Below are 26,248 nucleotides of genomic sequence, written 5' to 3'. Positions count from 1 at the left end.
AAACCGGGCCCAACCCTAGTCCGCGCGAGCGCTGCGGGCGTCAGGAGGCCCTGTATCGATTCATGTGGCCGCAGGCACACCGCGGCGCCGCGGTGTCAGGCCTCTTCCAGCATCTCCGCGGTGACGGCGGAGTCCGTGTCCGGGATGCCCAGATCGGCCGCACGCTTGTCGGCCATGTGCAGGAGCCTGCGGATCCGGCCGGCCACGGCGTCCTTGGTCATGGGCGGATCGGCCAGCTGCCCGAGCTCCTCCAGCGACGCCTGCTTGTGCTCGGCGCGCAGCCGGCCCGCCGCGAGCAGGTGCTCCGGCACCTCGTCCGCGAGGATCTCCAAGGCCCGCTGCACCCGCGCGGCCGCCGCGACGGCAGCGCGGGCCGAGCGGCGCAGGTTCGCGTCGTCGAAGTTGGCCAGCCGGTTCGCGGTGGCGCGGACCTCGCGGCGCATCCGCCGCTCCTCCCAGGCCAGGACGCTGTCGTGCCCGCCCATGCGGGTGAGCAATGCGCCGATGGCGTCGCCGTCACGCACCACCACGCGGTCGGCGCCGCGCACCTCCCGCCACTTCGCCGTGACACCCAGCCGCCGCGCGGCACCCACCAGCGCCATCGCCGCCTCCTGCCCGGGGCAGGTGACCTCCAGCGCCGAGCTGCGCCCCGGCTCGGTGAGCGAGCCGTGGGCGAGGAACGCGCCGCGCCATGCCGCCTCCGAGTCGCACACCCCGCCGGAGACGACGGGTGGCGGCAGGCCGCGCACCGGGCGACCGCGGACGTCGAGCAGGCCGGTCTGGCGGGCGAGGCCCTCGCCGTCGCGCACCACGCGCAGCACGTAGCGCGCCCCGCGACGCAGCCCGCCCGCGCTGATCACGTGCGCCTCGCAGGTGTGCCCGTAGAGCTCGTGGATCTCGCGCCGCAGACGGCGCGCCACCGAGCCGGTGTCGACCTCGGCCTCCACGACCACCCGGCCGCCGACGATGTGCAGGCCGCCTGCGAAACGCAGCAACGCCGCCACCTCCGCGCGGCGACAGCACGGCTTCGTGACGACGAGCCTGCTCAGCTCGTCCTTGACCGCTGCGGTCATCGCCATGGGTTCGACCTCCTCCTCTCGGCCCCACCGATCGCGGCGGCGGCGCCGGCGTCCTCGTCCCACTCCGCCAGCACGGCGCCGAGGGCATCGGCCAGGGCTTTCGGATCGTGGCGCGGCACTGTCATCTCAGGATCGGCGGGATCGGCCGCGGCCACCGGCGCCAGGTGGACCCGGCCGCCGGGGGCGAGCACCGCGGCCGCGGTGCGGTGCAACCGTTCTGGCACCGGGACCGCGGCGACGTCGGCGATCACCGCGTCGACCCGCAGCGCCGGGGCGTGCTGTGAGAGTACGGCGAGGTGCTGCTCGGGCGAGAACCCGGCGGTCTCCCCCGGCTCCGGCGCCAGGTTCAGCACCACGATGCGCCGCGCCGGGCTCGTGATGAGCGCCTCGCGCAACTCGGGCACGAGCAGGTGCGGCAGCACGCTAGTGAACCACGAGCCCGGGCCCAGGAGCAGCACGTCCGCGTTCCGCACGGCCTCGACCGCCTCCGGGCACGCACGCGGGCGGTCCGGGCGCAACCACACCCGCTGCACGCGTCCCGGCGTGGAGGCCACCGCCACCTGCCCGCGGATCAACGCCCCATCGGGCGACCCCGATCCGGTGACCTTCGGCCCGCCTCCCAGGCCCGACACCTCCGCCTCGATGTCGAGCGGGTCGCAGCTCATCGGCAGCACCCGCCCGCGCAACCCGAGCAGCGCCGCCACCTCGTCCAGCGCCGCCACCGGGTCCCCGAGCACCTCCATCAGCCCGGCGAGCAGCAGGTTGCCCACCGCGTGCCCGGCGAGCGCGCCCGTACCGCCGAACCGGTGCTGCACCAGCTCGCCCCAGCGCCGTCCCGCGGCGTCGTCGGAGGCCAGCGCGGCGAGCGCCATCCGCAGGTCACCGGGCGGTAGCAGGCCCAGCTCACGGCGCAGCCGGCCCGAGGAGCCGCCGTCGTCGGCGACGGTGACGACGGCGGTGACCGTGTCGGTGAGCCGCCGCAGCGCCGACAGCGTGGCGTGCAGGCCGTGTCCCCCGCCGAGCGCGACCGCGACCGGTCCCCCGGGTGCCCCGGTGCCGGCCGTCACTCGCGCCCCAGGTCCCGGTGCACGACGTTCACCGTGACCCCCTCGGAGCCGGCCAGCCGGCGGGCGAACTCCTCGCTGATCGCGACGCTGCGGTGCTTGCCACCGGTGCAGCCGACCGAGACCGTGAGGTACCGCTTGCCCTCACGGCGGTAACCCGCCCCGACCAGCCGGAGCAGGTCGAGGTACCGGCTGATGAACTCCTGCGCGCCGTCCTGGCTCAGCACGTAGTCGCGGACCGACTCGTCGCGTCCGGTGAACTCGCGCAGCTCCGGGATCCAGAACGGGTTGGGCAGGAACCGGACGTCCACGACGAGGTCGGAGTCCATCGGCAGGCCGTACTTGTAGCCGAACGACAGCAGGGTGACGCGCGTGACCTTGGCGGACTCGGCCCCGAAGGCGTGCTCCAGGGTGGCCCGCAGCTGCGGGACCGCCACCGTGGACGTGTCGACGACGAGGTCGGCGCTCTCCCGCAGCGGTGTGAGCAGTTCCCGCTCGGCGGCGATCCCGTCGACCAGCCGCCCCTCGCCCTGCAGCGGGTGGCTGCGGCGCACCTGCTCGAAACGGCGCACGAGCACCGCGTCCGAGGCCTCCAGGAACAGCAGGCGCGGCCGGTAGCCGCGGGCGTCGAGGTCCTTGATGACGGCGCCGAGGTCGGCCGTGAACGCCCGGCTCCGCACGTCCATCACCACCGCGATCCGCGTGATCTCACCGCGCGCGCGGGAGCCCAGCTCCACCATCGTGGAGATCAGCTCCGGCGGCAGGTTGTCGACGACGAACCAGCCGAGGTCCTCCAGGACCTTCGCCGCGGTGCTGCGCCCCGCTCCCGAGAGGCCGCTCACCAGCGTGACCTCGATGCCCGCCGGCTCGCTGCCGGTCGGCTCGCTGCCCGTCACGATCCCCCCTCGCCCCTGCGTGGTCGCCGGTCCGTCCGCTCGCTCGTTCACGAGGCCGGCACCTCGTGCCCGCCCGGTACCGGAGCACCGGGCTCGCCGTGCAGCGCCGTGATCACGGCGGCGGCCGTGCGCGGGCCGAACCCCGGCAGTGCGGCGATCTCCTCGGCGTCCGCGGCCTTGAGCTTGCGCACCGACCCGAAGTGCTTCAGCAGCGCGGCGCGCCGGGCGGGCCCGAGCCCCGGCACGGCGTCGAGCTCGGACACGATCATGCTCTGCGAACGACGCTGCCGGTGGTAGGTGATGGCGAACCGGTGCGCCTCGTCCCGCACGCGCTGCAGCAGGTAGAGGCCCTCGCTGGTGCGGGACAGGATCACCGGGTCCGGTTCGGCGGGCAACCACACCTCCTCCAGGCGCTTGGCCAGCCCGCAGACGGCCACGTCGGTGATGCCGAGCCGGCCCAGCACGTCGGCTGCGGCCTCGACCTGCGGCTGGCCGCCGTCGACCACGAGCAGGTTCGGGGGATAGGCGAACTTGCGCGGGCGTCCGGTCTCGGGATCGATACCCGGCCGGTGTTCAGGGTCGGGGACGGCGGCCGGGACCTCACCGGACTCGCCCGGCCCCTGCGCGGTGTTACCCGCCCCGTCCGCCGCTCCCCCGGTCTCGGTTCCCCCGGTCTCGGCGAGGTAGCGCTTGAACCGCCGCCGGACGACCTCCGCGATCGCCGCGACGTCACCGCCCTCGGACCCGCCGCGGATCTCGAACCGGCGGTAGTCCGACTTGCGGGCCAGCCCGTCCTCGAACACCACGAGCGAGGCGACCACGTTGCTGCCCTGCACGTGGCTGACGTCCACGCACTCGATGCGCAGCGGCGCCGTGTCGAGCCCGAGCGCGTCCTGGATCTCCTGCAACGCGGCCGACCGCGCCGTGAGGTCCCCCGCCCGGCGCAGCTTGTGCTGGGTGAACGCCTCGGCGGCGTTGCGCGCCACGGTGTCGGCCAGCGCGCGCTTGTCGCCGCGCTGCGGCACCCGCACCTGCACGCGCGAGCCCCGCAGCCGGGTGAGCCACTGCGCCAGCGAACCCGCCTCGGCGGGCAGCTCCGGCACGAGGATCTCCTTCGGCACCGGCTGCGTGGCGTCGTCGGCCGAGCCCGCCAGGGCCGCCTGCTCGCCGTAGAACTGGGTGAGGAAGCGCTCCACGAGCTGCGCGGTGTCGGTGGGCTCGACCTTGTCGACCACCCAGCCGCGCTGGCCGCGGACCCGACCGCCCCGCACGTGGAAGACCTGGACGGCGGCCTCCAGCTCGTCCTGGGCGAACGCCACCACATCGGCGTCGGTGCCGTCGCCGAGCACCACGGCCTGCTTCTCCATCGCGCGGCGCAGCGCGCCGACGTCGTCGCGCAGCCGTGCCGCGCGCTCGAACTCCAACTGCTCGGAGGCGTCGGCCATCTTGCGTTCCAGCTGCTTGACCAGGTGGTCGGTGCGCCCGGCGAGGAAGTCGGAGAAATCCGCGACGATGGCGCGGTGCTCGTCGGCGTCGACCCGCCCGACGCACGGCGCGGAGCACTTGTCGATGTAGCCCAGCAGGCACGGCCGGCCCATCTGCCCGTGCCGCTTGAACACCCCGGCGCTGCACGTGCGCGCCGGGAAGACCCGCAGCAACAGGTCGAGGGTCTCCCGGATCGCCCACGCGTGGGCGTAGGGCCCGAAGTAGCGCACGCCCTTGCGGCGGGGACCCCGGTAGACGTGCAGCCGCGGGAACTCCTCGTTCATGGTGACCGCGAGCACCGGGTAGGTCTTGTCGTCGCGGTAGCGGACGTTGAACCGCGGGTCGTACTCCTTGATCCAGTTGTACTCGAGCTGCAGCGCCTCCACCTCGGTGGTGACGACCGTCCACTCCACCTTCGCCGCGGTGGTGACCATCTGGCGCGTGCGCGGGTGCAGCCCGGTGAGATCGGCGAAGTAGGAGTTGAGCCGCTGCCGCAGGCTCTTCGCCTTGCCGACGTAGATCACGCGGCCGTGCGGGTCGGAGAAGCGGTACACCCCGGGGGCCTCCGGGATGGACCCGGGCGCCGGCCGGTACCGGGAGGGGTCGTTCGAAGCGGGATCGCGCATGGCCACCCCAGGGTAGGACGGACCCCCGACACGCCGGGGCGGGGACCGGCCACCCGGCGCGTCGCGGCGTGGTGTAGGCGCTCCCTCCCGCGGAACTGTCGGCGCCGCGTGGTAAATCCTCTGGCGAGTACGAACGCCTGTTCGACCCCGAGGAGACCCGATGAGCACCGAGAAGCTGGCCACCGTCCGCAAGCTGCTCGCCAAGGCCGAGCGCGCGGCCACCGCTGAGGAGGCGGAGATCTACACGGCCAAGGCCGTGGAGCTGATGGCCCGCCACGGCATCGACTCCGCACTGCTCGACGCCGCCGAGCCGGGCCGCGACGAGATCGGCGGGCTTCGGGTCGCGATGAGCGATCCGTACAGCGCGGGCAAGGCGCGCCTGCTGGGCTGGACGGCCGCCGCGCTCGGCTGCCGCTGGGTGCTGCACGGCACGTGGGCAGGCAAGGTCGCCGCGGTCACGGTCTTCGGGCACGCATCGGACCGTGAGCGGATCGAGGTGCTCTACACGTCGCTGCAACTGCAGGCCACCAGCCAGCTCGTGCGGATCCGGCCGCCGTGGCCGGGCGAGTCGGTCGCTGCCTACCGGCGGTCCTGGCTGGAGGGCTTCGCCCAACAGGTGCACCGCCGGCTCCTGGCGGCCGAGCAGCGCGCCGCCACCCACGCCGCCACCCACGACGCCACGGCCGCTCCCCCGGGCACGGGCGGCGTCGCGCTCGTGCTGGCCGACCGCCGCGAGCGCGTCGACCGCGAGTTCGCCACCGCCTTCCCCCGCCTGGGCACGGCCCGGCGCAGGGTGCTGTCCGGCTCGGGCTGGGCGGCCGGAGCCGAGGCCGGGGAGGCGGCCGACCTCGGGAGGGGCGGCGGGCTCGGCCGGGGGCGCCGTCGGGCGGTGGGGGCGTAGGGGCCGGGCGGAGCCGGGGCGGCGGAACCCGTCGGACCTGTCAGGACGGCAGGGCGATGATCCGCTCCACCACCGTGTCCAGTCGTTCGGCCGCCACGTGCGGGAGTTCCACCACGTCGGGCACCGCACCCTCGAGCCGGGTGGCGAGGCCGGTCACGAGGCCCGCGCGCACGGCGCCGTGAACGTCCCAGGAATGCACGGCCACCAGCGCCACCCGGTCGACGGGCTGGTCCACCTGCCGGCAGGCCCAGTGGTACACGCGAGCGGGCGGCTTGAAGGAGTGGATCTGTTCGCAGGAGAGCACACCGCGCAGGTAGGTGCGCAGGCCGGCGCCGTCCAGCGCGGAGGCGGCCACCGCCTCCGCGCCGTGGGTGAACGCGTAGGCCGGGATCCGGGCGCGGGCGAGCGCCATCAGGGCCGGCTCCACGTCGGGGTGCGGCGGCAACGTGGCGAACCCGGCGAGCACGTGCTCGACCGCCTCGTCGGAGAGGGTGTGGTGGGTGGTGGTGTGCAGGGCGGCCCGGGCCACGTCGGCGAAGGGACGCGTGGGGCCGGCGAGGGTGTGGGCCATCCCGTCCCGCAGGGCGCGGGTGAAGAACAGCTCCCACTCGTGCGCGGGCCGCCCCACGTCCACGAACCGGGAGCCGAGCGCGTCCACCGCCAGCATCGTCTCGAACACGTCGAGGAGCACGGCACGCGGCCGCCGGTCGGGGGCGCGCAACTGCTCCGCAGTGCCTCCGGACATCGTCGTGGGCATCACGCCACCTCGTCCGTCGTGCTCCGACCGGGCGGGTGCCCGGGTCCACGAAGATCGTGACTCAGCGCGCCGGGCCGCCACGGACCGGGCGAGCGCCGTGGCGCCGAATGGCCCGCAGCACGCGCCGGACGTGCAACGCGCGCACAGGGGCCAGAGCGTACCCCGGATAGCTGGCCAGCCACGTCGCGCTTCCGAGGCTCACAGCGTCCGCGCCCGCCCAGAAGTACTCGCGGCAGTCGTCCACGGTGCGGATGCCGCCGGTGGCGATGATCGGCAGCGTGACGCCGGCTTCGCGCAGCTCACTCACCACGCGCAGGCCGATCGGCTTGATCGCGCGGCCGGACAGGCCGCCGTAGCGGTTGGCGAGGAGCGGGGTGCCCGTGCGCGGGTCGAGCCGCAGCGCCTTCACGGTGTTGATCGCGGTCAGCGCGGAGACCCCGGCCTTCGCCGCCTGCTGCGCGTTGCGCAGGTAGTCGTTGTCCGGCGAGAGCTTGAGGATCACCGGGTGGTTGCTGCGGGGCACGGCCTCGTCGAGCACGTCCTGCAGGATCGTCGAGAAGTCGAAGTTGACGTTGTGGCAGCTCACGTTGAGCTCCACGGCGGCGATGTCGCCCACCGGCACGACCGCGTTCACCCGGTCCACGAGCGTCACGAACTCCTCCGCGGAGAACCCGCCGAGCGAGATGATCACGCGCTGGTCGCGGGTGCGCGGGTAGTAGTCGCGCAGGTAGGCGTCGATCCCGACGTTGCACCAGCCGAACGCGTTGATCCATCCGCCGTCGGTGCCGCGCAGCACGGTGCCGTAACGGCGCAGCAGGCCGGGCAGCTCCGGCAGCGACCAGTCGTCGCGGGTGGTGAAGTGGCCCTCGCGCGGCTCGACGGTCAGGGTGCGCGTGGTCACCGCGCCGAACTCCGCGAGCGGCACGAACAGCGAGATCGGGCTCATCCCGTAGGGCAGCAGCGGCGTGTTCGAGACGCCGTAGCCCAGCAGGCTCGACGAGGTGACGAGCCGGTTGCGGAGGACGATGTCGCCCAGGCGCACGCTCTCCTCGACGGAGGCGGTCGGACCTGCGGGTTCCCGGGTGCGCAGCACGGCTCCGATGCTACGTGCGAGTGCTCAGCGGCCGTGGGCCCGGGCGTGCAGCGCCCGCACCCGGGTGATCGCGTCCACGGCGCGCCTGCCGTCCACCGCCTGGATGGCCAGCACCGCCATGTACTCGTCGTCGGGCAGGTCCAGGCGCGCCCACGAGGCGCCGTCGGGGAACGCCACCCGCTCCACCAGCGACCACGGCAGCCTGCGGGTGACCAGGATGTTGCGCACCTCGATGCCCTCGGCGTCGGCACGCACCCGCGGACGGGCGAGCAGCAGCAGCCCACCGGCGATGAACAGGCCCAGGAGCACGAGCGCGATCTGGTCGGCGAGCCGGAAGAACACACCGGTGGGGCTGTTGCGCAGCACGAGGGCGATGGCCACGAACAGCCCCACGATGGCCACGGCCCCGACCCACGCCGCGATGAGCACCTTGCGCGGGCGCACCACCACCGGCTCGGCGACGTCCCGCCGCGCGGCGGGCACGGCCGTCACCGCCCGCTCCGCAGGCCGCGCAGCACGAGCGCGGTCTGCAGCGCCGCCACGCACGCCTCGGCGCCCTTGTCCTCCGCCGAGCCCGGTGCTCCCGAGCGCTCCACGGCCTGCTCCTTCGTGTTGCAGGTCAGCACGCCGTTGCCCACCGGCGTGCGTTCGTCCAGCGCCACGCGGGTCAGGCCCGCGGTGACGGCGTCGCAGACGTACTCGAAGTGCGGCGTTCCACCGCGCACCACCACGCCGAGCGCCACGACCGCGTCGTGCCGCACGGCCAGCTCCTGGCACACCACGGGCAGCTCGACGGTGCCCGGCACCCGCACCACGGTGGGTCGTGGCACACCGGCCTTCTCCGCGGTTGCGACCGCGCGCTCCAGCATCACGTCCACGATGTCCGCGTGCCAGGTGGTGGCCGCGATCGCCAGCCGCAACCCGGACGCGTCCGGGAGCTCGTCCGTCGTCGGACGGCCCTCGCCAGTCATCGACTCTCTCCCCGTGTCAGGTGCCGGTGCCGTCGGCCAGCGCGCCGTCGCCCAGGTCGGGCAGGTCGTGACCCATCCGGTCGCGCTTCGTGCGCAGGTAGCGCAGGTTCTCCCGGTGCGCGCGCACCGGCAGCGGCACCCGCCCGGTGATCGTCAGACCGTAGCCCTCGAGGCCGGCCCGCTTGTCGGGGTTGTTGGTGAGCAGGCGCATCGACTTCACGCCGAGGTCCACGAGGATCTGCGCGCCGATCCCGTAGTCGCGGGCGTCGGCGGGCAGCCCGAGCGCGAGGTTGGCGTCCACGGTGTCGGCGCCGGCCTCCTGCAGCTGGTAGGCCTGCAGCTTGTGCAACAGGCCGATGCCCCGGCCCTCGTGCCCGCGCATGTAGAGCACCACTCCGCGTTCCTCCGCGGCCACCGCCGCGAGCGCGGCGTCCAACTGCGGGCCGCAGTCGCAGCGCAGCGAGCCCATGACGTCGCCGGTGAGGCACTCCGAGTGCACGCGCACCAGCACGTCCTCGCCGGTGCCTTCCGGAGTTGCGATGTCACCGCGCACCATCGCGATGTGCTCGATGCCGTCGAGCAGCGAGTCGTAGCCGTAGGCGATGAACTCGCCGTGCTCGGTGGGGATGCGCGCCTGCGCCACCCGCACGACGTGCTTCTCGAACCGCCGCCGGTAGGCGATCAGGTCCGCGATCGTGATCAGGGTGAGGTCGTGGGCCGCGGCGAACACGCCCAGCTCGTCACCGCGGGCCATGTCGCCGTCGTCCTTCTGCGACACGATCTCGCACAGTGCGCCCGCGGGCGACAGCCCGGCGAGCCGCGCCAGGTCGACGGCGGCCTCGGTGTGCCCGGGCCGGCGCAGCACGCCGCCCTCGCGGGCCCGCAGCGGCAGCACGTGCCCCGGGCGCACCAGGTCCCCCGGGCCCGCCCCCGCGTCGGCGAGCAGCCGGATCGTGTGCGCGCGGTCCGAGGCCGAGATACCGGTGGTGATGCCCGCCTTCGCGTCGACCGTCACGGTGAACGCGGTGCGGAAGCTGTCGGCGTTGGTGTGGTGCATCGGCGGCAGGTCGAGCCGGTCGCACTCGCTCTCGGTGAGCGCCACGCAGATGTAGCCGGACGTGTAGCGCACCATGAACGACACCAGCTCCGGCGTCGCCATCTCGGCCGCGAAGATCAGGTCGCCCTCGTTCTCGCGGTCCTCATCGTCCACGACCACCACGGCGCGGCCGGCCTTGAGGTCGGCGATGGCCCGCTCGATCGCCTCGAAGCCGCTGCCGGCCACCGGCCGCGGGGCGGCATCGCCTGCCGCCTGCTCCACACCCATCACCGCTCCCCTGCCTCGTCGCGCGCCGGCGTGGCACCGCGGTATCCCGCTGTGAGTCGCTCCACGTACTTCGCCACCACGTCGACCTCCAGGTTCACGGTATCCCCCGGATCCCGGGAACCGAGTGTGGTGTCGGACAAGGTGGTGGGGATCAGCGCCACCGAGAACGTGTCACTGCTCACACCGGCCACGGTGAGCGATACCCCGTCGACCGTGATCGAGCCCTTCTCCACCACGTACCGGGCGAGGTCGGGCGCGAGGCTGAAGCGCACCTCGTCCGTGCGCTCGCCCGGGGTACGCGACAGCACCGTCGCCACCCCGTCCACGTGGCCCTGCACGATGTGGCCACCGAGGCGCCCGTTCACCGGCACGGCGCGCTCGAGGTTCACGCGCGTACCGGGCACCACCGCGGACAGGCTGGAGCGCTTCAGCGTCTCCGGCACCAGCTCGACGCGGAACGTGCCGCCCGCGCCCCCGTCCGGATCGATCACCGTGAGGCACACGCCGTTGACGGCGATGGAATCGCCGTGCCGGGCGTCCGAGCTGACGGTGCCACCACGGACGGTGAACACGACGACGTCGGCGCTCTCCCGCACGTCGAGCACCTCGCCGATCTCCTCGACGATCCCCGTGAACATCCCGCTCTCCCCTTCTCCGGCCGCTCGTCCGGCGCTCAGCCGGACCAGCCGCGGTGCGCCGACGACGCCCGCACCTTCTCGCGCAGCGCCTGCACGGCCCGGCCCGGCTCGGCGGCGCCGTAGACGGACGAGCCGGCCACGAAGCAGTCGACACCGGCCTCGGCGGCGTCCTCGATCGTCTCGGCGTTGATGCCGCCGTCGATCTCCACCAGCAACGTGAGGTGCCCGGTGTCCACCAGCCTGCGCGCGGTGCGGACCTTCTCCAGCACCGACGGCCGGAACTCCTGGCCGCCGAAGCCGGGCTCCACGCTCATGACGAGCAGGGTGTCGAAGTGCCGCAGCGTCTCCAGATGCGGCTCGATCGGCGTGTCCGGCTTGATCGACAGCCCCGCGCGGGCCCCGGCCGCGCGCAGGTCCTTCGCCAGCGCCACCGGGTCGCGGGAGGCCTCCACGTGCACCGTGACGTTGTAGGCACCGGCCTCGGCGTAGCCCACCGCCCAGCGCTCGGGGTCCTCGATCATCAGGTGGCAGTCCAGCGGCACGTCGGTGGCCGCGTGCAGGGCCTTCACCACGGGGAGGCCGAGCGTGAGGTTCGGCACGAAGTGCGCGTCCATGACGTCCACGTGCAGCCAGTCGGCGCCCGTTCCGGGCGGCCCGGCCACGGCGGCGGCCTCGTCGGCGAGCCGCGCGAAGTCGGCCGCGAGGATGCTCGGGGCGATCATGGGGTGCACCCCAGGAGGGTACGCCGGACCACCCGCCCGACCACCCGTGGGCGCTGACACACCGATTCCCCCGCTCCTACACCGACGGCAGTCGGTGTAGGGGGCCAGGAGTCGATGTGCGAGCGGCTGGCGTTCTGTCGGACCCCCGCGCTTCACTGGGCCCATGCCCGCCACTGCTTCCGTCGACGAGCAACTGCACGCACTGCTGTCCCCCGAGCCGCCCGCGGTGGCGGAGCTGGTCCACCGCCTGCGCGCCGTGGTCCGCGACGCGCATCCCGACCTGGGTGAGCGGGTCAACAGCGGCTGGCACGGCCTCGCCTTCCACCACCCCCGCGGCGGGTACGTGGTGGCGCTGTTCCCCCGCGACGGCGGCGTCAACGTCGGCTTCGAGCACGGCGGCGACCTGCCCGACCCCCACGGACGGCTGCTCGGCCGCGGGCGCACCCGTGACGTCCGCGTGGAGGTCGGCGCCGGCCCCGACGAGGAGGAGGTGGTGGTCGACTACCTGGACCTGGCCGTCGACGCCGCCCTCGACCGCGCCGACCACAAGGCCGCCGCCCGCAGGCGTTGACGAACGGGCCGGGGCCGGGGCCGGGGCCGGGGCCGGGGCCGGGGCCGGGGCCGGGGCCGGGGCCGGGGCCGGGGCCGGGGCCGGGGCCGGGGCCGGGGCCGGGGCCGGGGCCGGGGCCGGGGCCGGGGCCGGGGCCGGGGCCGGGGCCGGGGCCGGGGCGATGATCGCCAGATCGGCGCGACAACGGCAACATGATGCCGCTCCTGCACCGAAACGCTGATCATGGCCCGCGGCGCGTGCCGTGATCACGGGATCGGCGCAGCATGGGACAGGTGACGCCGCCTCCGGGCCGGGACGAGGACTGCCGGGGCTGGTCGTTCCCGGTGGTGCGCGTTCGCCCGGGCGACTCTGACGTACGGCTCGGGCCGATGAGGGCGGCGTGGTGGCACCGCGGCGCAGCAGCCCGCGCGCGGCGCGCCGGGCGCGGCCTCGTCGAGCGCCGGTGCGCCCAGGCTGCCGTGCGCGACGGCCCGCATCTGATCGTTGCGAGCGGCACGCGGCGGTTGTCGTCCCCGCTCCGCTGTACCTCTCGCGCTGATCATGCGTCCGTGATCGCGACGAGCCGCACCTCAGCGTCGTCCGCGGCGCCGCCGTGTGCTGCTCGCGACGATCACGAGGATCGGTGTCCCGGTACCGGGCGACCGCGTTGAGCAGTTCGCAGGAGTTGTCGCCTCGGTTCGCGCGCCTCCAGCGCCGATCACGCGACAGCACCCGGGACCGCCCGCATTCGGCGCCATGATCGCCACATCGGTGCAACAACGGCGACATGATGCCGCCCCTGCGCCCAAACGCTGATCATGGCCCCACGGCAGCCAGGGCTGCGTCGAGCACATGTCTCGCGATCACCCGGCGCCCTCCGCGCCCCCGCGAACACGCGCCGCACGTGGTCGGCCAGCGGGTCAGTCGCGCCGCAGCAACGCGAGGAACATGGCGTCGGTGCCGTGGCGGTGGGGCCACAGCTGGACCGTCGGCCCGTCGCCGAGGTCCGGCACCCCGGGCAGGCACTCGCGCGCGTCGAGGCGCTGCACCTCCGGGTGCGCCCGCAGCACCCGGGTCAGCACGCCCACCGTCTCGGCCAGGTGCGGCGAGCACGTCACGTAGGCCACCACCCCGCCGGGCCGCACGTGCCGCAACGCGGCCGCCAGCAGCTCGCGCTGCAACGAGGCGAGGGCGGACACGTCCGACGGCTGCCGCCGCCACCGTGCCTCCGGGCGGCGACGCAGCGCGCCGAGCCCTGAGCAGGGCGCGTCCACCAGCACCCGGTCGAACGCGGCGTCGGGCAGCGGGGCGCTGCGTCCGTCCGCCTGGTGCACCGTGACCGGGAGCTCGGGCACCGCCCGGCGCACGAGCTCGGCGCGGTGCTCGCTCGGTTCCACCGCGTCCAGCGTGGCGCCGTCGAGGTCGGCGAGCCCTCCGAGCAGCGCGGCCTTCCCCCCGGGGCCGGCGCAGAGGTCGAGCCAGCGGCCGGTGTCGGTGCCGGTGAGCTCGGCGCGGGTGAGCGCGAGCGCCACCAGCTGGCTGCCCTCGTCCTGCACGAGCGCGAGGCCCTCGGACACCGCGTCGAGCTCGGCGACGTCGCCGCTGCCGGCCTCCAGGTGCACCCCGTAGGGCGAGTACGGCGCCTCCGCACCACCGGTCACGAGCGCCAGCTCGGCCGCGGTGATCTCGCCGGGGCGGGCCAGCAGGTGCACCGCGGGCCGCGCGTCGTCGGCGGCGAGCGCCGCGTCCAGCTCCGCGTCGGCGGGGTCGGCGGGCTTGCCGAGGGCGTCGGCGAACGACTGGGCGATCCACCGCGGGTGTGCGTGGGCGAAAGCGGCGTGCCCCACGGGGTCCTCGGCGGCCGAGGGCGCGAGCTGCGCCACCCACGCCGCCTCGTCGCGCTCGCCCACCCGCCGCAGCACGGCGTTGACGAAGCCGCCTGCCCGGCTCCCGGCCTCGGCGCGCACCAGCTCCACCGTGGTGGCCACCGCGGCGTGCGGCGGGATCCGGGTGCGCAGCAGCTGGTAGGAGCCCAGGCGCAGCGCGTCGAGCAGGTGCGGCTCCACGCGCTCGAGCGGGCGGTCGCTGCACGCCTCGATGACGGCGTCGAGCAGCCCGCGGGCCCGCAGCGTGCCGTACCCGAGCTCGGTGGCCAGCGCGGCGTCGCGCCCCCGCAGCCGGTGCCGGCGCAGGATCGAGGGCAGTGCCAGGTTGGCGTACGCGTCACGCACCCGCACGGACACGAGCAGCTGGAACGCGGCCAGCCGGGACAGGTCCGGTTCCGGCGGGCGCGCCGGGCCCGAACGCCCGCGCGGGGGTCCGGACCGCCCGGCGCCGCGGGCTCGCGGGGACCTGCGCGGACCGTCGCGACCGGGGGCGCTCATCGCGACCCTCCCGCGGAACGCGCCCGGACGTACCCAGCCCGCGACTCCCGCGCACGGAGATCGCGACTCGCGAGGGGGCGCGCGGCGCGCCCCGCGTGCGCGTGTGTCTGCACGTGTGTCGTTCCCGCACGCCTCATGCCAGCCGCTCCCCGTCCACGATCCGCACACCGCGCGCCCAGTCCGGCGCGGGCATCGCGCGCTTGCCCACCGGACGTACCTCGCCCAGCTGCACCGATCCGCCACCGGTCCCGACGAGCACTCGCCGCTTCTCCGCGAGCAGCTGCCCCGGTGCCAGTGCCGGCGCCTCGGCGTCGAGCAGTGTGACCGGGCCGAGGCCGAGGCGCTCGTCGCGGAAGGTGCACCAGGCCCCCGGGTCCGGGGTGACCGAGCGGACCAGGCGGTCGATCGCGGGGGCCGGCGCATCCCAGTGGACCCGCGAGCCGGCGGTGGTGATCTTCGGCGCGAGCGACACCCCCTCGCCCGGCTGCGGCCGGGCCTCGAGCGTGCCCTCGGCGATGCCGTCGAGCGTGGCCACGAGCAGGTCGGCGCCCGACGTCGCGAGCCTCCCGAGCAGCGCACCCGCCGTGTCGGTCGGACGGACGGCCTCCGTGACCACCCCGAACACCGGGCCGGTGTCCAGCCCCTCCTCGAGCCGGAACGTGCTGGCGCCGGTGATCTCGTCCCCGTGGCGCAGCGCGGCCTGCACGGGCGCCGCGCCGCGCCAAGCGGGCAGCAGCGAGAAGTGCAGGTTGACCCACCCGTGACGGGGCACGTCCAGGGCCGCGCGGGGCACGAGCGCGCCGTACGCGACGACGGGGCAGCAGTCCGGCGCGAGATCCTGCAGCTGCGCGAGGAACGCGGGCTCGGACGGGCGGGCGGGAGTCAGCACCGGGATCCCGGCCTCGTCGGCGAGCCGGCCGACCGGTGAGCGCACCACCTTGCGGCCCCGGCCCGCGGGCGCGTCCGGGCGCGTGACGACACCGACCACCTCGTGCTGCGAATCCAGCAGCGCGCGCAGCGACGGCACGGCGGGCTCGGGGGTGCCGGCGAAGACCAGGCGCACTACCTCGCCTTCCCGAACAGCGGGTGCGGGCTGACCCGGACCTCGGGGGCCTGCTGCCCGAACCACTCCGCGGCGCGGATCTCGGCCAGCGCCTGGCGGCGCGTCTCCGGGTCGAGGCGGTCGACGAACAGGACGCCGTCGAGGTGGTCTGTCTCGTGCTGGATGCAGCGCGCGAGCATCTCGCTGCCCTCGACGACGACCGGCTCGCCGTGCATGTTCCAGCCACGGGCCACCACGTGCAGGTGGCGACGGCATTCCCAGCGCATGCCCGGGATGGACAGGCACCCCTCCGGCCCGAGCTGCTCCTCGTCGCCGACGACGTCGAACGTCGGGTTCACCAGGTGCCCCTCGAACGTGTCGCAGTCGTAGGTGAACACCCGCAGGCCCACGCCGAGCTGCGGCGCGGCCAGGCCCGCACCGCCCTCCTCGTGCATGGTGTCGGTGAGGTCGGCCACGAGCTTGCGCAGCTCGGCGTCGAACGTGGTGACCTCGGCGGCGGGGGTGCGCAGCACCGGGTCACCGAAGAGCCGGACGGGCAGGACGGACACGCATCTCCTCCGGGCAGCGCCGCGCAGGGGACGGGAGCGGGGACGCGCGGCGGCGACCCTCGATTCTGCCATGCGTGGCCGCCGGTGCCCGCACGCCCGTGCGGGCTGTGCTCAGCCCAACTCGACCGGGTCGAGCCGGACCCGGACCGGGTCCGCCGCCTTGCGGGCCGTGCGGGCGGCCTGGGCGGCGTGCAGCGCGGCCGCGAGGGAGCGGCCCGCGGTGCGGGGCACCCGCAGCAGGGCGCGTTCGCGCACGTCGCCGTCGCCCGGTCCGGTCGCGGTGTCGGGCTCGATCTCGACCGGGCCGAGGACCTCGACGTCGGGCAGGTCGGCGAGCACCGCGTCGACGACCTCGGCCACGGCCGTGGGCCCGCCCTCCACGGCCGCCATGCGCACCGCAGGCGGGAAGCCGACCTCGGCGCGCCCTGCCAGCTCGGACGCGGCGTGGCCCGCGGGGTCCCAGCGCACCAGTGCCTGCACCACCGGCAGGCCCGCGTCCGCCATGATGACGACGCGCCCGCCGTCCCTGTGCGGCACGACGAGGGCGACCGCGCCCAGCCAGCGGCGCAGGGTCTCCTCGGCCACCCGCAGGTCCGGGCGTGACAGCAACGCCCAGCCGTCGAGCAGCAGGGCCGCCCCGTACCCGCCGGCGACGCGCGGCTCGGCTCCCGGCGTGGCGACCACCAGCTCCGGACGCGGCGCCACGGTGGGCAGCACGGCGGCCCCGCCGCCGGACGCGCGCACCGTCGTGCCCGGGAACGCGCGTCCGAGCTCCTCCGCGGTGCGGCCCGCCCCGACCACGCCGGCCCGCAGCCGCCGCGACCCGCAGGCCGGGCATCGGAACCCGCCGTCGGCACGGCCGCACCAACGGCAGTGGGGCAGCTGGGCACCACCGGACTCCGGCGCGCGCCCGACGAAGCCGAGCGGACCCGCGCAGTGGCGGCACCGGGCCGGCTCCCGGCACGACCCGCAGGACAGGTACGGCACGTACCCGGACCGTGGAACCTGCACGAGCACCGGTCGCCCGCCGGTGAGCGCCGATCGCGCCGCCTCGAACGCGACGTGCGGCAGCCGGGCGGCGCGCGCGTCGGGGTCGCGGACGAGATCGGTGTCCGACTCGCCGATCGCCGCGATCCGCGGCATCGCCACGCGCACGCTGTCGCGCTCGGCCACGACCTCCCGGGCCCACCCGGACTCGACGAGCAGGTGCGCCTCCGCGGTCCGCGCGAAGCCCGCCACCAGCAGCGCCGCGCCGGCGGCGTGCGCGCGCAGCACCAGCACGTCACGGACCTGCGGGTAGGGCGCCCTCGGCTCGGCGTGCAGGTCGTCGCCGTCGTCCCACACGACGAGCAGGCCCAGCGGCGCCACCGGCGCGAACGCAGCGGACCGGGTGCCCACCACCACCCGCACCCGCCCGCGGCGCACCGCGAGCCAGCGCCGGTACCGCTCGGCCGGGCCGAGCTCGGCCGACAGCGCCACCACCGCGTCCTTCCCGAGCACGTCCACGCAGGCCGCGTGCAGGACGTCGAGGTCACGCTGGTCGGGCACCACCAGCAGCGCGCCCCGCCCGGCACCGGCGGTGGCCGCAGCGGCCTCGGCGAGGCGGCGCGGCCAGTCCTCCCCCGGCAGCGCCTGCCAGACGGCGTGCGCCGCCCGGCCCCCGGCCAGCGCGTCGAGCAGCGCAGGCCCTCGCGGGTAGCGCCGCCAGCCGGTGTCGGCCGGCTCCGCGGCCGCCGGCGCCGCTGGTCCCGGATCGGCGTCGGGAACGGCTTCCGCCTCGACCCGCGCGTGCCGGGGCGGCACGGCGAGGCGCAGCACGTCGGCGAGCACGCCGGCGCAGCGGTCGGCGACCGCTCGGCACAGCGCGGCGACCTCGCCGGTCAGCACCGGCTCGGCCGACACCACCTTCTCTACCCAGGCGAGGCGTCCGCCGTGGGCCGACTCGGCGACCCGTTCCAGCAGGAACCCGTCCACCAGTCGACCGGCGAACCGCACCCGCAGCCGCACCCCCGGCACCGCGTCGACGTCGAGGTGCTCGGGCACGCGGTAGTCGAAGGGGCGGTCGAGGTGGGCGAGCGCGACGTCCACCGCGACGCGCGCCACCGGCAGCTGCGCGGCGGGGCGCCACTCGCCGCGGTTGCGGCTCGCTCGCGCCACACGTCCTCCTCGCCACGGCGCCCCCGCCCTCCGACGGCCGTGAGTGGATACGAGTGCTGCGGCACTCGTATCCACTCACGGTCCGTCGCCCCTCGCTGCTCTCGCAGGGGGTGTCAGGCGCCGGCGGCGGCCTTCAGGTCGGCGGCGCGGGCGGTGCTCTCCCACGGCAGCTCGATGTCGGTGCGGCCGAAGTGCCCGTACGCCGCGGTCTGCGCGTAGATCGGGCGCAGCAGGTCGAGGTCGCGGATGATCGCGGCCGGACGCAGGTCGAACACCTCGTGGATCGCCGACTGGATCTTCACCGGGTCGACGTGCTCCGTGCCGAACGTCTCGATGAACAGCCCGACCGGCGCCGCCTTGCCGATCGCGTAGGCGACCTGCACCTCGACGCGCTCGGCCAGGCCTGCGGCCACGACGTTCTTCGCGACCCAGCGCATGGCGTAGGCGGCCGAGCGGTCGACCTTCGAGGGGTCCTTGCCCGAGAACGCGCCGCCGCCGTGGCGGGCGAAGCCGCCGTAGGTGTCGACGATGATCTTGCGGCCGGTGAGGCCCGCGTCGCCCATCGGGCCGCCCACCACGAAGCGCCCCGTGGGGTTGACCAGGAGCCGGACGTCGGTGACGTCGATCCCGAGCTCGGCGATCTCCGGGCCGACGACCTGCTCACGGATGTCCGGCGTCAGCAACCCGTCGAGGTCGATGTCCGAAGCGTGCTGGCTGGAGACCACGACGGTGTCCAGGCGCACGGCCTTGTCGCCGTCGTACTCGATCGTGACCTGGGTCTTGCCGTCGGGCCGCAGGTAGGGCAGCTGGCCGGACTTGCGGGCCACGGTGAGCCGACGCGCCAGCCGGTGTGCCAGCGCGATCGGCAGCGGCAGCAGTTCGGGCGTGTCGGTGTTGGCGTAGCCGAACATCAGCCCCTGGTCGCCCGCACCCTGGCGGGCGATCACGTCCTCCGAGGCCTCCACGCGGCTCTCGTACGCCGTGTCGACACCCTGCGCGATGTCGGCCGACTGCGCCCCGATCGCGACGTTCACGCCACAGGAGGCGCCGTCGAAGCCCTTGGCCGACGAGTCGTAGCCGATCCCGAGCACCGTGTCGCGCACGAGCGTGGGGATGTCGGCGTAGGCACTCGTGGTGACCTCGCCCGCCACGTGCACCTGGCCCGTGGTCACGAGAGTCTCCACCGCGACCCGGCTGCGCGGGTCCTGCGCCAGCAGCGCGTCGAGGATCGTGTCGCTGATGGCGTCGCACATCTTGTCCGGGTGACCCTCGGTCACCGACTCGCTGGTGAACAGCCGCCGCCCTGCGTTCGCCACGCCGTACTCCGTCCGCTTCCGACCGGTCGCCGCTGGGCGCGACCACCTACCCCGATGTCCGACCGGCGAGCCTAGTCGACGCCCCCGACGGCTCCGGGACCACCACGACCGGTGACGCACAGTCACGCCGTGCACGACACGGGTGCACAGCGTCAGCCCATCCGGTGATGTTGCGCTCGGTAGCGAATCGGTAACGGAAACGCTCGTTGGTCCCGGCGAAGGCCCCCACCCCACGGAGGAACGCTGAAATGAAGGCCCCCACGTCGCTCTTCGACCGACCCGGCCGCGCTGCAGCCGTCGTCGGCGCGGTGGTCGCGGTCAGCGCGAGCGCCGCCGTCGCCCTGGTCTCCGGCACTGCCGCCGCCCAGGAGCCCGGCCGCTGCACCGAGAACGTCAACGTCCGCTCCGAGCCGGACGTGAGCTCCCAGATCGTCGCGCTGTGCGAGGCGGGGAGCGAGGTGCAGACCGGCGAGTCCCGCGACGGCTTCGTGCAGCTCACCAGCCTCGGCGGCTGGGCAGCGCAGGAGTACATCTCGGTCAACGGGCAGAACCCCGCCCCCGCCGAGCGCGCCACCGGCTCCGAGTCCGGCTCCGAGTCCGAGTCCGAGTCCGGCTCCGAGTCCGGCTCCGAGTCCGGCGAGGAGGGCGACGCCGCGTCCGGCGAGGGCTCCGGCGATGCCGCCGGCACGTCCGAGGAGGACGGCGCCGGCGGCGAGACCGGCCAGGAAACCGGCGAGGAGACCGAGGACGGCACCGCGGAGGACGACACCGCGGAGGAGGACAGCCAGCAGCCGAGCGGACAGCAGTCCGGCGGCGGTGGCGGCGGCCTCGGCGGCCTGATCGGCTGAGGCCACCCGCTTCCCGCGGGGCGGGCTGCGCCGGGTGCCCCCGGACCCGCAGCTGCGCCCGCCCCGCGGGCTGTGTTGGATGGCCTCCGCTCCGCTCCGGCGGTTCGCGGCCCTTCGAGGTGCCGCCCTGCTCCTCCGGTGCTCGGTCGCTCGTCCCTCGCTCCCTGCGCGCCTCCCCCGCAGGACGGCACCGGGCCGCTCACACCGACCGAACTACCGTCCCTGCCCGGGCCCCCGCGCAACTGGCTGTGGTGCCGTCGCCGAACCCCTCGACAACGGCCACGATCAGCGGACCAGGGACCTGAGCCGCACTCCTGCAGCCCCGATCCCGCCGATCAAGAGCAAACACGCCGCAGACCACCCGATCGCCGGTAGGGAGTGGAACGGGACCACCGCAAGGTGCGCACGCACCCAGCAGGCACGGGATCGTCCCGAACGGGCCTGGGCCAAGCCGGGAACGGCCGCCCACCCAGCCCGATACTCGGTAGTTCTGCCCAACCCGGCCACCCCGGCCGACGGGCGAGATCCGGGGACCGCGCCGACTGCGCCGAAGGCCGGGGTCTGAGGCAGACGTCGCGAGCCGAGAACGGCGCGCCCACGGGAGGTTTCCGTGGTCACATCGACACCAGGGCTGTGAGATCTCGCGGCGACAGCCCTGACGTCGATCTGATCATGAAGCGGGCGAGTTCCGCCTGACGCAGGCGGCCAGGATCAGCGAAAATGCCACCAGAGCAGACGCAACCCGCTGAACGGTCTCCGCTTCACCTCAGCGGGCTCACGACCCTCCCGGCGCCCTCATGCGGGAGCGCAACCGCGTGAGTGACCGGCCCCGCTATTCCAGGCGGGTGGCGACGGCGTCCCAGACGTGGGAGGCCAGCAGCGCCTTGGAGCCGGACGCCAGCTCCCGCTCGGTACCGTCGGCGCCCAGCAACCATCCGGCGTTGTCGGGCACCTCGAACGCCCGACCGTCCCCCACCGCGTTGACGACGAGCAGGTCGCAGCCCTTGCGCGCGAGCTTCGCCCGGCCGTGGTGGAGGGGATCCCCCGACGTGTCGCCGGTCTCGGCCGCGAAGCCCACGACGATCTGCCCGGGACGTCGCGCGGCGACCAGCTCCACGAGGATGTCCGGGTTGAGGGCCAGCGCGAGCGCGGGCGGCTCCGACCCGTCCTTCTTGATCTTGTGTTCGGCGAGTGCGACCGGGCGGAAGTCCGCGACCGCCGCCGCCATCACGACCGCGTCCGCGCCTGCGGACGCTGCGTGCATCGCATCGCGCAGTTCACGCGCGGAGCCGACCCGCACGACGTCGACGGCGGCTGGGTCGCCCAGATCAGCCGTGTGCGCGGCGACCAGCGTGACGTCGGCTCCCCGCTGCGCGGCGACCCGCGCGAGCGCGTAGCCCTGCCGGCCCGACGAGCGGTTCCCCAGGTAGCGCACCGGGTCGAGGGCCTCGCGCGTGCCACCTGCGGAGACCACCACGCGGCGGCCGGTGAGATCGCGGGGCAGCGCGTCTGCGCGCTCGAGCAGCAGTCGGACCAGCTCGGCGATCTCCGCGGGGTCGGGCAGCCGGCCCGGACCGGTGTCGGCGCCGGTCAACCGGCCCGACGCCGGCTCCAGGACGATCACGCCACGGGAGCGCAGCAGCTCCACGTTGGCGCGGGTGGCGGGGTGCTCCCACATCTCGGTGTGCATGGCCGGGGCGAACAGGACCGGGCACCGCGCGGTGAGCAACGACGCCGTCAGCAGGTCATCGGCACGGCCCGACGCGGCGCGGGCCATCAGGTCGGCGGTGGCCGGAGCGACGACGACGAGGTCGGCCTCCTGCCCCAACCGCACGTGCGGCACCGACGGCACGTCGGTGAAGACGCCGGTGTGCACCGGCTGCCCGGACAGCGCCTCGAACGTGGCGGCGCCGACGAACTCCAGCGCCGATGGGGTGGGCAGCACGCGGACCGAGTGCCCGGACTCGGTGAGCCTGCGCAGCAGCTCCGCGCTCTTGTAGGCGGCGATGCCCCCGGCGACACCCAGCAGGACCCGGGGGGCGGCCATCAGTGCCCCCCGCCGGGAGTCCGTTGCGTATATCGGCGGATCCAGGTTTCCGCTGAGTGCGCCGGCGGGCCGCCACGCATATCGGCATACTCGGGAGGCTTGCCGGAGCGCTCAGCGGGGACCTGGGCCGTCGAGATGTGTGGCGGACGCCCGGCGGGGGTCACTTACTATTCGCCCTCGGTGTGCTCGAGCAGCCCGGCCTGAATCTCGCGCATGGCGATCGACAGCGGCTTCTCGCGGGGGCCCGGCTCGACGAGCGGGCCGACGTACTCCAGCAGGCCTTCGCCCAGCTGCGAGTAGTAGTCGTTGATCTGGCGGGCGCGCTTGGCGGCGTAGATCACCAGCGCGTACTTGGAACTCACCTGGCCCAGCAGGTCATCGATGGGCGGGTTGGTGATGCCCTCGGGGGCGACACCGGCTACTGCACCGGTCAGCGGCATGCTCACGAAGAAGACTCCTGGGGGGACGGGCTGGCGGCGGGGTCACCCACACCGACCAGCAACTGTACCAACCGCGACACGACGGCCTGCAGCTCGTGGTTCACCACGGTCACATCGAACTCGTCGCTGGCGGCGAGCTCCTCGCGGGCCGTCTCCAACCGCCGCTGGTACTGCGCCTCCGACTCGGTGCCACGCCCCCGCAACCGGCGGGCCAGCTCCTCGACCGACGGCGGCGCCAGGAACACCGTGACGGCCTCCGGCAGCACCGCCTTGATCGCCCGAGCGCCCTGCAGATCGACCTCGACCAGCACCGGGCGCCCCGCGGCCAACGCCGTCTCGACGGGCTCGCGCGGCGTGCCGGAGCGCTGCAGCCCACCGTGGATCTCGGCCCACTCCAGCAGATCGCCACGGGCGACGAGCGCGTCGAACCCGGCCGGGCCGACGAAGCGGTAGTGCACGCCGTCGACCTCGCCGACCCGCGGATCGCGGGTGGTGGCCGAGACGCTGAAGAACAGCTCGGGCAGCCGTGCCCGCAACTGGTTGATCACACTGCTCTTGCCGACGCCGGAGGGGCCGGCCAATACCACCAGCCGACCCCTCCGCGCGCCGTGCGACACGATTTCCGGACCTCTCGGGCTCAGGACTCGAAATCGGCCAGCAGCGCCTTGCGCTGCCGGTCACCGAGCCCACGCAGCCGACGCGACGGCGCGATCTCGAGCCGCTCCATGATCTGAGCGGCACGGACCTTGCCGACGCCGGGCATCGCCTCGAGCAGGGCTGAGACCTTCATCTTGCCCAGCACCTCATCGGTGTCGGACTGCTTCAGGACCTCGCCGAGGGTCGTCCCGCCGCGCTTGAGCCGGTCCTTCAGCTCGGCCCGGGCCCGGCGCGCCGCAGCCGCCTTCTCCAGGGCGGCAGCACGCTGTTCCTCGGTCAGCTGGGGAAGGGCCACGGTCTCCTCCGTCTTTCTCGTGCGGCCTGGAACCAGGCGCATCCTCACCACCGTCGCGGGCCTGACCCGCGGCTTCCACCGAACGTACTCACGCACCCCACGGAAGGGGAAACGGGGGTGCCACCTGCCGGTTCTCCGGCTTCGGCCACCCGGACGGGTGATACCACGACGACCACCCGGACGAGCACTGCGACCCGCCCGCTCGGCGCACCGGAGCGACCGTCTCCGGCGTGGCGCGCCGCCCGAGGCCCGCCGCAGCCGTGTTCACGGGCGGACGAGCGCGCCGGGCGCCGTCGGCGACGCGTCGCCGGTGGCGCCGAGCTGCGCGATCTCCGCTGTCGGCGGCGTCCCACGTGCGCCGAGCGAGCGCACCGGCCTCCGCCACCCGCGAGTCGCGACCCCTCAACCGCGAGCCGCGGGCTCTCAACCGCGAGTCGCGGGCTGCCGCACGCGAGTCGCGGGCTTGTCGCACTCGAGCCGGCGCCGAACGAGGATCCCGCCCGGTGTGACCGTGATCATTGATCGGGCGCAGAACCGGCCGGATACGGCCGGCGTCGCACCCAACCGATGATCTCGCCGGCTCCCCACGCTGAACGGGCCGTGCGCCCTCAGCGATATCCCGAGACCCGGGCACCGCATCCGGGTGAGGCTGGGCGCGTGACAGCGACACCGACGAGCACCTTCCACGGCCCGGTCGCGGAGCACTACGCGCGGTTCCGGCGGGGTTACCCGCCGGTGGTGGTCGACGAGCTCGCCGCAGCGCTCGACCTGGACGCCGGCTCGCGCGTCCTCGACGTCGGCTGCGGCACCGGCCAGCTCACCCTCCCGCTCGCCGCGCGGACGCGGGCAGCGCTCGGCGTCGACGTCGAACCGGACATGCTCCGCCTCGCGCACCGGGCAGCCGCCGACGCCGGTGCGGGCAACGTCACCTGGGTGCTCGGCGCCGACCGCGACCTCGGCGCCCTCGCCGCGTTCACCGGCGAGGACGTGTTCGACGCGGCCACCATCGGCCAGGCCCTGCACTGGATGGACGTGCCCGACCTGTTCCGCAGGCTGGCGCTGCTCGTGCGGCCCGGCGGGGGCGTCGCCGTGGTCACGAACGGCGAGCCGCAGTGGCTGCTGGACGTCGCGTGGTCGCGCGCCCTGCGCGGGCACCTGGAGCGCTGGCTGGGCCGGCCGCTCACCGCGCGCTGCGGCACCGACGCGGATTCCCGAAGGGGCTACCGCGACGCCCTGGTCGCCGCCGGGTTCGCCCGCGTCGAGGAACGCGCCGTCGCCTACCGGGACGAGTTGACGTTCGCACAGCTCGTGGGCAGCGTCTACTCCGCGATGAGCCCCGACAGCCTGCCGACCGGCGAGGCCCGCGAGACGTTCGAGCACCGGCTCCGCGAGGCACTGGGCCCCGCGACGACCTTCACGGAGGACGTGCGCGTGTCGCTCCTGGTGGGCCGCTCCTGACCCCGAGGGCACCGAACACAGCGCCCGCGGTCCGCACACGGGGCGGCCGGGCGTGTGTGCGGACCAGCGACGGTGTGTGCGGTCGTCAGACCGTGGCGGCCAGCTCGTCGCGCAGGGACTCCGCCGCCGCGCGCAGCGTCACCACGTCCGGGCCTGCGCGCAGCACCGACCGCGACGCCGCAGGCAGCACGACGCCCCGCACGCCGCAGAAGATCCCCGCGATGTCGCCCGGTGCGGCGCCCTGCGCCCCGAGTCCGGGCGCCAGCACGGGGCCGTTCAGCGTGGACAGGTCGAGGCCGTGCTCCCGCGTGGCCCCCACGACCACGCCGACGTCGCCCATGGGCTCCACACCGGCATTGCGGCCCGCCGCACCGTCCACGATCGACTGCGCGGTGGGGCGGCCACCGAACTCGGCCAGCTGCACGTCCGCGCCCTCCGGGTTCGATGTGCGAGCGAGGACGAAGGCACCGCGCCCGGCGTCGGCGGCGGTGTCGAGCGCCGTGGCGAGTGACCCGAAACCGAGGTACGGCGAGAGCGTCACGGCGTCGGCCCCCAGTGGGGCGCCGACGCCCAGGTAGGCGTCGGCGTAGCCGTCCATCGTGGAGCCGATGTCGCCGCGCTTGACGTCCAGGAGCGTGAGCGTCGGCCCTTCGGCGAACGCCGCGAGCACGCGCTCCAGGACCGCGATGCCGCGTGATCCGTGCCGTTCGAAGAACGCCGACTGCGGCTTGACCACCGCGACGTGCCCGGCGAACGCGTCCACGCACGCGTCGGCGAAGCGGCCGAGCCCGTCCGGGTCGTCGGTGAGCCCCCAGGCGGCGAGCAACGCGGGATGGGGGTCGATGCCGACGCACAGCGCTCCACGCGCGGCGACGGCGTCGACGAGCCGCGCCCCGAACGCGTTCACACCGCCCCCTCCCCCGCACCAG

The 26,248-nt window shown here is 74.7% G+C and carries 25 protein-coding genes; 4 read left to right on the top strand and 21 right to left on the bottom strand.

The window, feature by feature from the left end; all coding sequences use genetic code 11:
- Positions 1-95 precede the first annotated feature (95 nt).
- From whiA to uvrC, 4 genes are read right to left on the bottom strand one after another with little or no spacing between them, the layout of a single operon-like run.
- Complete coding sequence (gene whiA, locus CFP66_RS31650; protein WP_094928889.1) at positions 96-1,079, bottom strand: DNA-binding protein WhiA; 984 nt, start codon at positions 1,077-1,079, stop codon at positions 96-98.
- A complete protein-coding gene (gene yvcK / locus CFP66_RS31645; protein ID WP_094928888.1) occupies positions 1,070-2,146 on the bottom strand; it encodes a uridine diphosphate-N-acetylglucosamine-binding protein YvcK in 1,077 nt (358 codons plus the stop codon). The genes whiA and yvcK overlap by 10 nt, the downstream gene beginning before the upstream one ends.
- A complete protein-coding gene (gene rapZ / locus CFP66_RS31640; protein ID WP_233159882.1) occupies positions 2,143-3,039 on the bottom strand; it encodes an RNase adapter RapZ in 897 nt (298 codons plus the stop codon). Before rapZ ends, yvcK begins: the two co-directional genes overlap by 4 nt.
- A gap of 47 nt (positions 3,040-3,086) precedes the next feature.
- Positions 3,087-5,150, bottom strand: coding sequence for an excinuclease ABC subunit UvrC (uvrC, locus tag CFP66_RS31635; RefSeq protein WP_094928887.1), 2,064 nt, complete (start codon positions 5,148-5,150; stop codon positions 3,087-3,089).
- A gap of 160 nt (positions 5,151-5,310) precedes the next feature.
- Here uvrC and CFP66_RS31630 point away from each other — a divergent pair, with 160 nt between their 5' ends.
- Entirely contained in the window at positions 5,311-6,051 is a 741-nt protein-coding gene (locus CFP66_RS31630; RefSeq protein WP_094928886.1) for a DUF2786 domain-containing protein, read from the top strand.
- A 40-nt stretch (positions 6,052-6,091) separates the two neighbouring features.
- On the opposite strand, the gene CFP66_RS31625 is transcribed toward CFP66_RS31630, so the two are convergent.
- From CFP66_RS31625 to rpe, 7 genes are all read right to left on the bottom strand, one after another.
- Positions 6,092-6,808, bottom strand: coding sequence for an HAD-IA family hydrolase (locus CFP66_RS31625; protein WP_233159880.1), 717 nt, complete (start codon positions 6,806-6,808; stop codon positions 6,092-6,094).
- Positions 6,809-6,869: 61 nt separating this feature from the next.
- On the bottom strand, positions 6,870-7,901 hold the full coding sequence (locus tag CFP66_RS31620) for a dihydroorotate dehydrogenase (RefSeq protein WP_094928885.1): 1,032 nt from the start codon (positions 7,899-7,901) through the stop codon (positions 6,870-6,872).
- 24 nt (positions 7,902-7,925) lie between these two features.
- On the bottom strand, positions 7,926-8,384 hold the full coding sequence (locus tag CFP66_RS31615; protein WP_094928985.1) for a PH domain-containing protein: 459 nt from the start codon (positions 8,382-8,384) through the stop codon (positions 7,926-7,928).
- Positions 8,385-8,389: 5 nt separating this feature from the next.
- Positions 8,390-8,872, bottom strand: coding sequence for a 6,7-dimethyl-8-ribityllumazine synthase (gene ribH, locus CFP66_RS31610; RefSeq protein ID WP_094928884.1), 483 nt, complete (start codon positions 8,870-8,872; stop codon positions 8,390-8,392).
- Between the two features lie 16 nt (positions 8,873-8,888).
- Positions 8,889-10,196: a bifunctional 3,4-dihydroxy-2-butanone-4-phosphate synthase/GTP cyclohydrolase II gene (locus tag CFP66_RS31605; protein WP_094928883.1), complete on the bottom strand. Its 1,308-nt coding sequence runs from the start codon at positions 10,194-10,196 to the stop codon at positions 8,889-8,891.
- Positions 10,196-10,834 (bottom strand): riboflavin synthase, encoded by a 639-nt coding sequence (locus CFP66_RS31600; protein WP_094928882.1) that lies wholly within the window; start codon positions 10,832-10,834, stop codon positions 10,196-10,198. The genes CFP66_RS31605 and CFP66_RS31600 overlap by 1 nt, the downstream gene beginning before the upstream one ends.
- Positions 10,835-10,869: 35 nt before the next feature.
- Positions 10,870-11,556, bottom strand: a complete 687-nt coding sequence (gene rpe, locus CFP66_RS31595; protein WP_094928881.1) for a ribulose-phosphate 3-epimerase — start codon at positions 11,554-11,556, stop codon at positions 10,870-10,872.
- Positions 11,557-11,719: 163 nt separating this feature from the next.
- On the opposite strand from rpe, the gene CFP66_RS31590 reads away from it, so the two are divergent.
- Complete coding sequence (locus CFP66_RS31590) at positions 11,720-12,127, top strand: DUF1801 domain-containing protein (RefSeq protein WP_094928880.1); 408 nt, start codon at positions 11,720-11,722, stop codon at positions 12,125-12,127.
- Between the two features lie 899 nt (positions 12,128-13,026).
- On the opposite strand, the gene CFP66_RS31585 is transcribed toward CFP66_RS31590, so the two are convergent.
- The 5 genes from CFP66_RS31585 to metK all read right to left on the bottom strand — a co-directional run bounded on the left by CFP66_RS31585 (position 13,027) and on the right by metK (position 19,574).
- On the bottom strand, positions 13,027-14,490 hold the full coding sequence (locus CFP66_RS31585; protein ID WP_094928879.1) for an RsmB/NOP family class I SAM-dependent RNA methyltransferase: 1,464 nt from the start codon (positions 14,488-14,490) through the stop codon (positions 13,027-13,029).
- Between the two features lie 133 nt (positions 14,491-14,623).
- Positions 14,624-15,553, bottom strand: a complete 930-nt coding sequence (gene fmt, locus CFP66_RS31580) for a methionyl-tRNA formyltransferase (protein ID WP_094928878.1) — start codon at positions 15,551-15,553, stop codon at positions 14,624-14,626.
- The gene (gene def, locus CFP66_RS31575; protein WP_094928877.1) at positions 15,553-16,101 is read right to left on the bottom strand and encodes a peptide deformylase; all 549 of its coding nucleotides are present in this window, start codon (positions 16,099-16,101) and stop codon (positions 15,553-15,555) included. Before def ends, fmt begins: the two co-directional genes overlap by 1 nt.
- Before the next feature lie 111 nt (positions 16,102-16,212).
- The gene (locus CFP66_RS31570; protein ID WP_094928876.1) at positions 16,213-18,258 is read right to left on the bottom strand and encodes a primosomal protein N'; all 2,046 of its coding nucleotides are present in this window, start codon (positions 18,256-18,258) and stop codon (positions 16,213-16,215) included.
- A gap of 113 nt (positions 18,259-18,371) precedes the next feature.
- Positions 18,372-19,574 carry a methionine adenosyltransferase gene (gene metK, locus CFP66_RS31565; RefSeq protein ID WP_094928875.1) on the bottom strand — a complete coding sequence of 401 codons (1,203 nt, stop codon included), beginning with the start codon at positions 19,572-19,574 and terminating at the stop codon, positions 18,372-18,374.
- Between the two features lie 248 nt (positions 19,575-19,822).
- Here metK and CFP66_RS31560 point away from each other — a divergent pair, with 248 nt between their 5' ends.
- Positions 19,823-20,422: an SH3 domain-containing protein gene (locus CFP66_RS31560; protein ID WP_094928874.1), complete on the top strand. Its 600-nt coding sequence runs from the start codon at positions 19,823-19,825 to the stop codon at positions 20,420-20,422.
- Positions 20,423-21,254: 832 nt separating this feature from the next.
- Here the strand turns inward: CFP66_RS31560 and coaBC are convergent.
- The 4 genes from coaBC to mihF form a co-directional block, all read right to left on the bottom strand.
- Positions 21,255-22,469: a bifunctional phosphopantothenoylcysteine decarboxylase/phosphopantothenate--cysteine ligase CoaBC gene (coaBC, locus tag CFP66_RS31555; RefSeq protein ID WP_198961790.1), complete on the bottom strand. Its 1,215-nt coding sequence runs from the start codon at positions 22,467-22,469 to the stop codon at positions 21,255-21,257.
- Between the two features lie 167 nt (positions 22,470-22,636).
- On the bottom strand, positions 22,637-22,909 hold the full coding sequence (gene rpoZ, locus CFP66_RS31550; RefSeq protein WP_094928873.1) for a DNA-directed RNA polymerase subunit omega: 273 nt from the start codon (positions 22,907-22,909) through the stop codon (positions 22,637-22,639).
- 2 nt (positions 22,910-22,911) lie between these two features.
- Entirely contained in the window at positions 22,912-23,490 is a 579-nt protein-coding gene (gmk, locus tag CFP66_RS31545; RefSeq protein ID WP_369805219.1) for a guanylate kinase, read from the bottom strand.
- 56 nt (positions 23,491-23,546) lie between these two features.
- Positions 23,547-23,861 carry an integration host factor, actinobacterial type gene (mihF, locus tag CFP66_RS31540; protein ID WP_094928871.1) on the bottom strand — a complete coding sequence of 105 codons (315 nt, stop codon included), beginning with the start codon at positions 23,859-23,861 and terminating at the stop codon, positions 23,547-23,549.
- A gap of 657 nt (positions 23,862-24,518) precedes the next feature.
- Here mihF and CFP66_RS31535 point away from each other — a divergent pair.
- The gene (locus CFP66_RS31535) at positions 24,519-25,319 is read left to right on the top strand and encodes a class I SAM-dependent methyltransferase (RefSeq protein WP_233159879.1); all 801 of its coding nucleotides are present in this window, start codon (positions 24,519-24,521) and stop codon (positions 25,317-25,319) included.
- An 85-nt stretch (positions 25,320-25,404) separates the two neighbouring features.
- Here CFP66_RS31535 and pyrF read toward each other — a convergent pair whose 3' ends face one another.
- Positions 25,405-26,226, bottom strand: a complete 822-nt coding sequence (gene pyrF / locus CFP66_RS31530; RefSeq protein ID WP_094928869.1) for an orotidine-5'-phosphate decarboxylase — start codon at positions 26,224-26,226, stop codon at positions 25,405-25,407.
- Positions 26,227-26,248 lie beyond the last annotated feature (22 nt).

Origin of the sequence: Pseudonocardia sp. MH-G8, assembly GCF_002262885.1 — a bacterium.
Classification (GTDB): Bacteria; Actinomycetota; Actinomycetes; order Mycobacteriales; family Pseudonocardiaceae; genus Pseudonocardia.
This window is presented reverse-complemented; position numbering and strand designations above follow the sequence as displayed.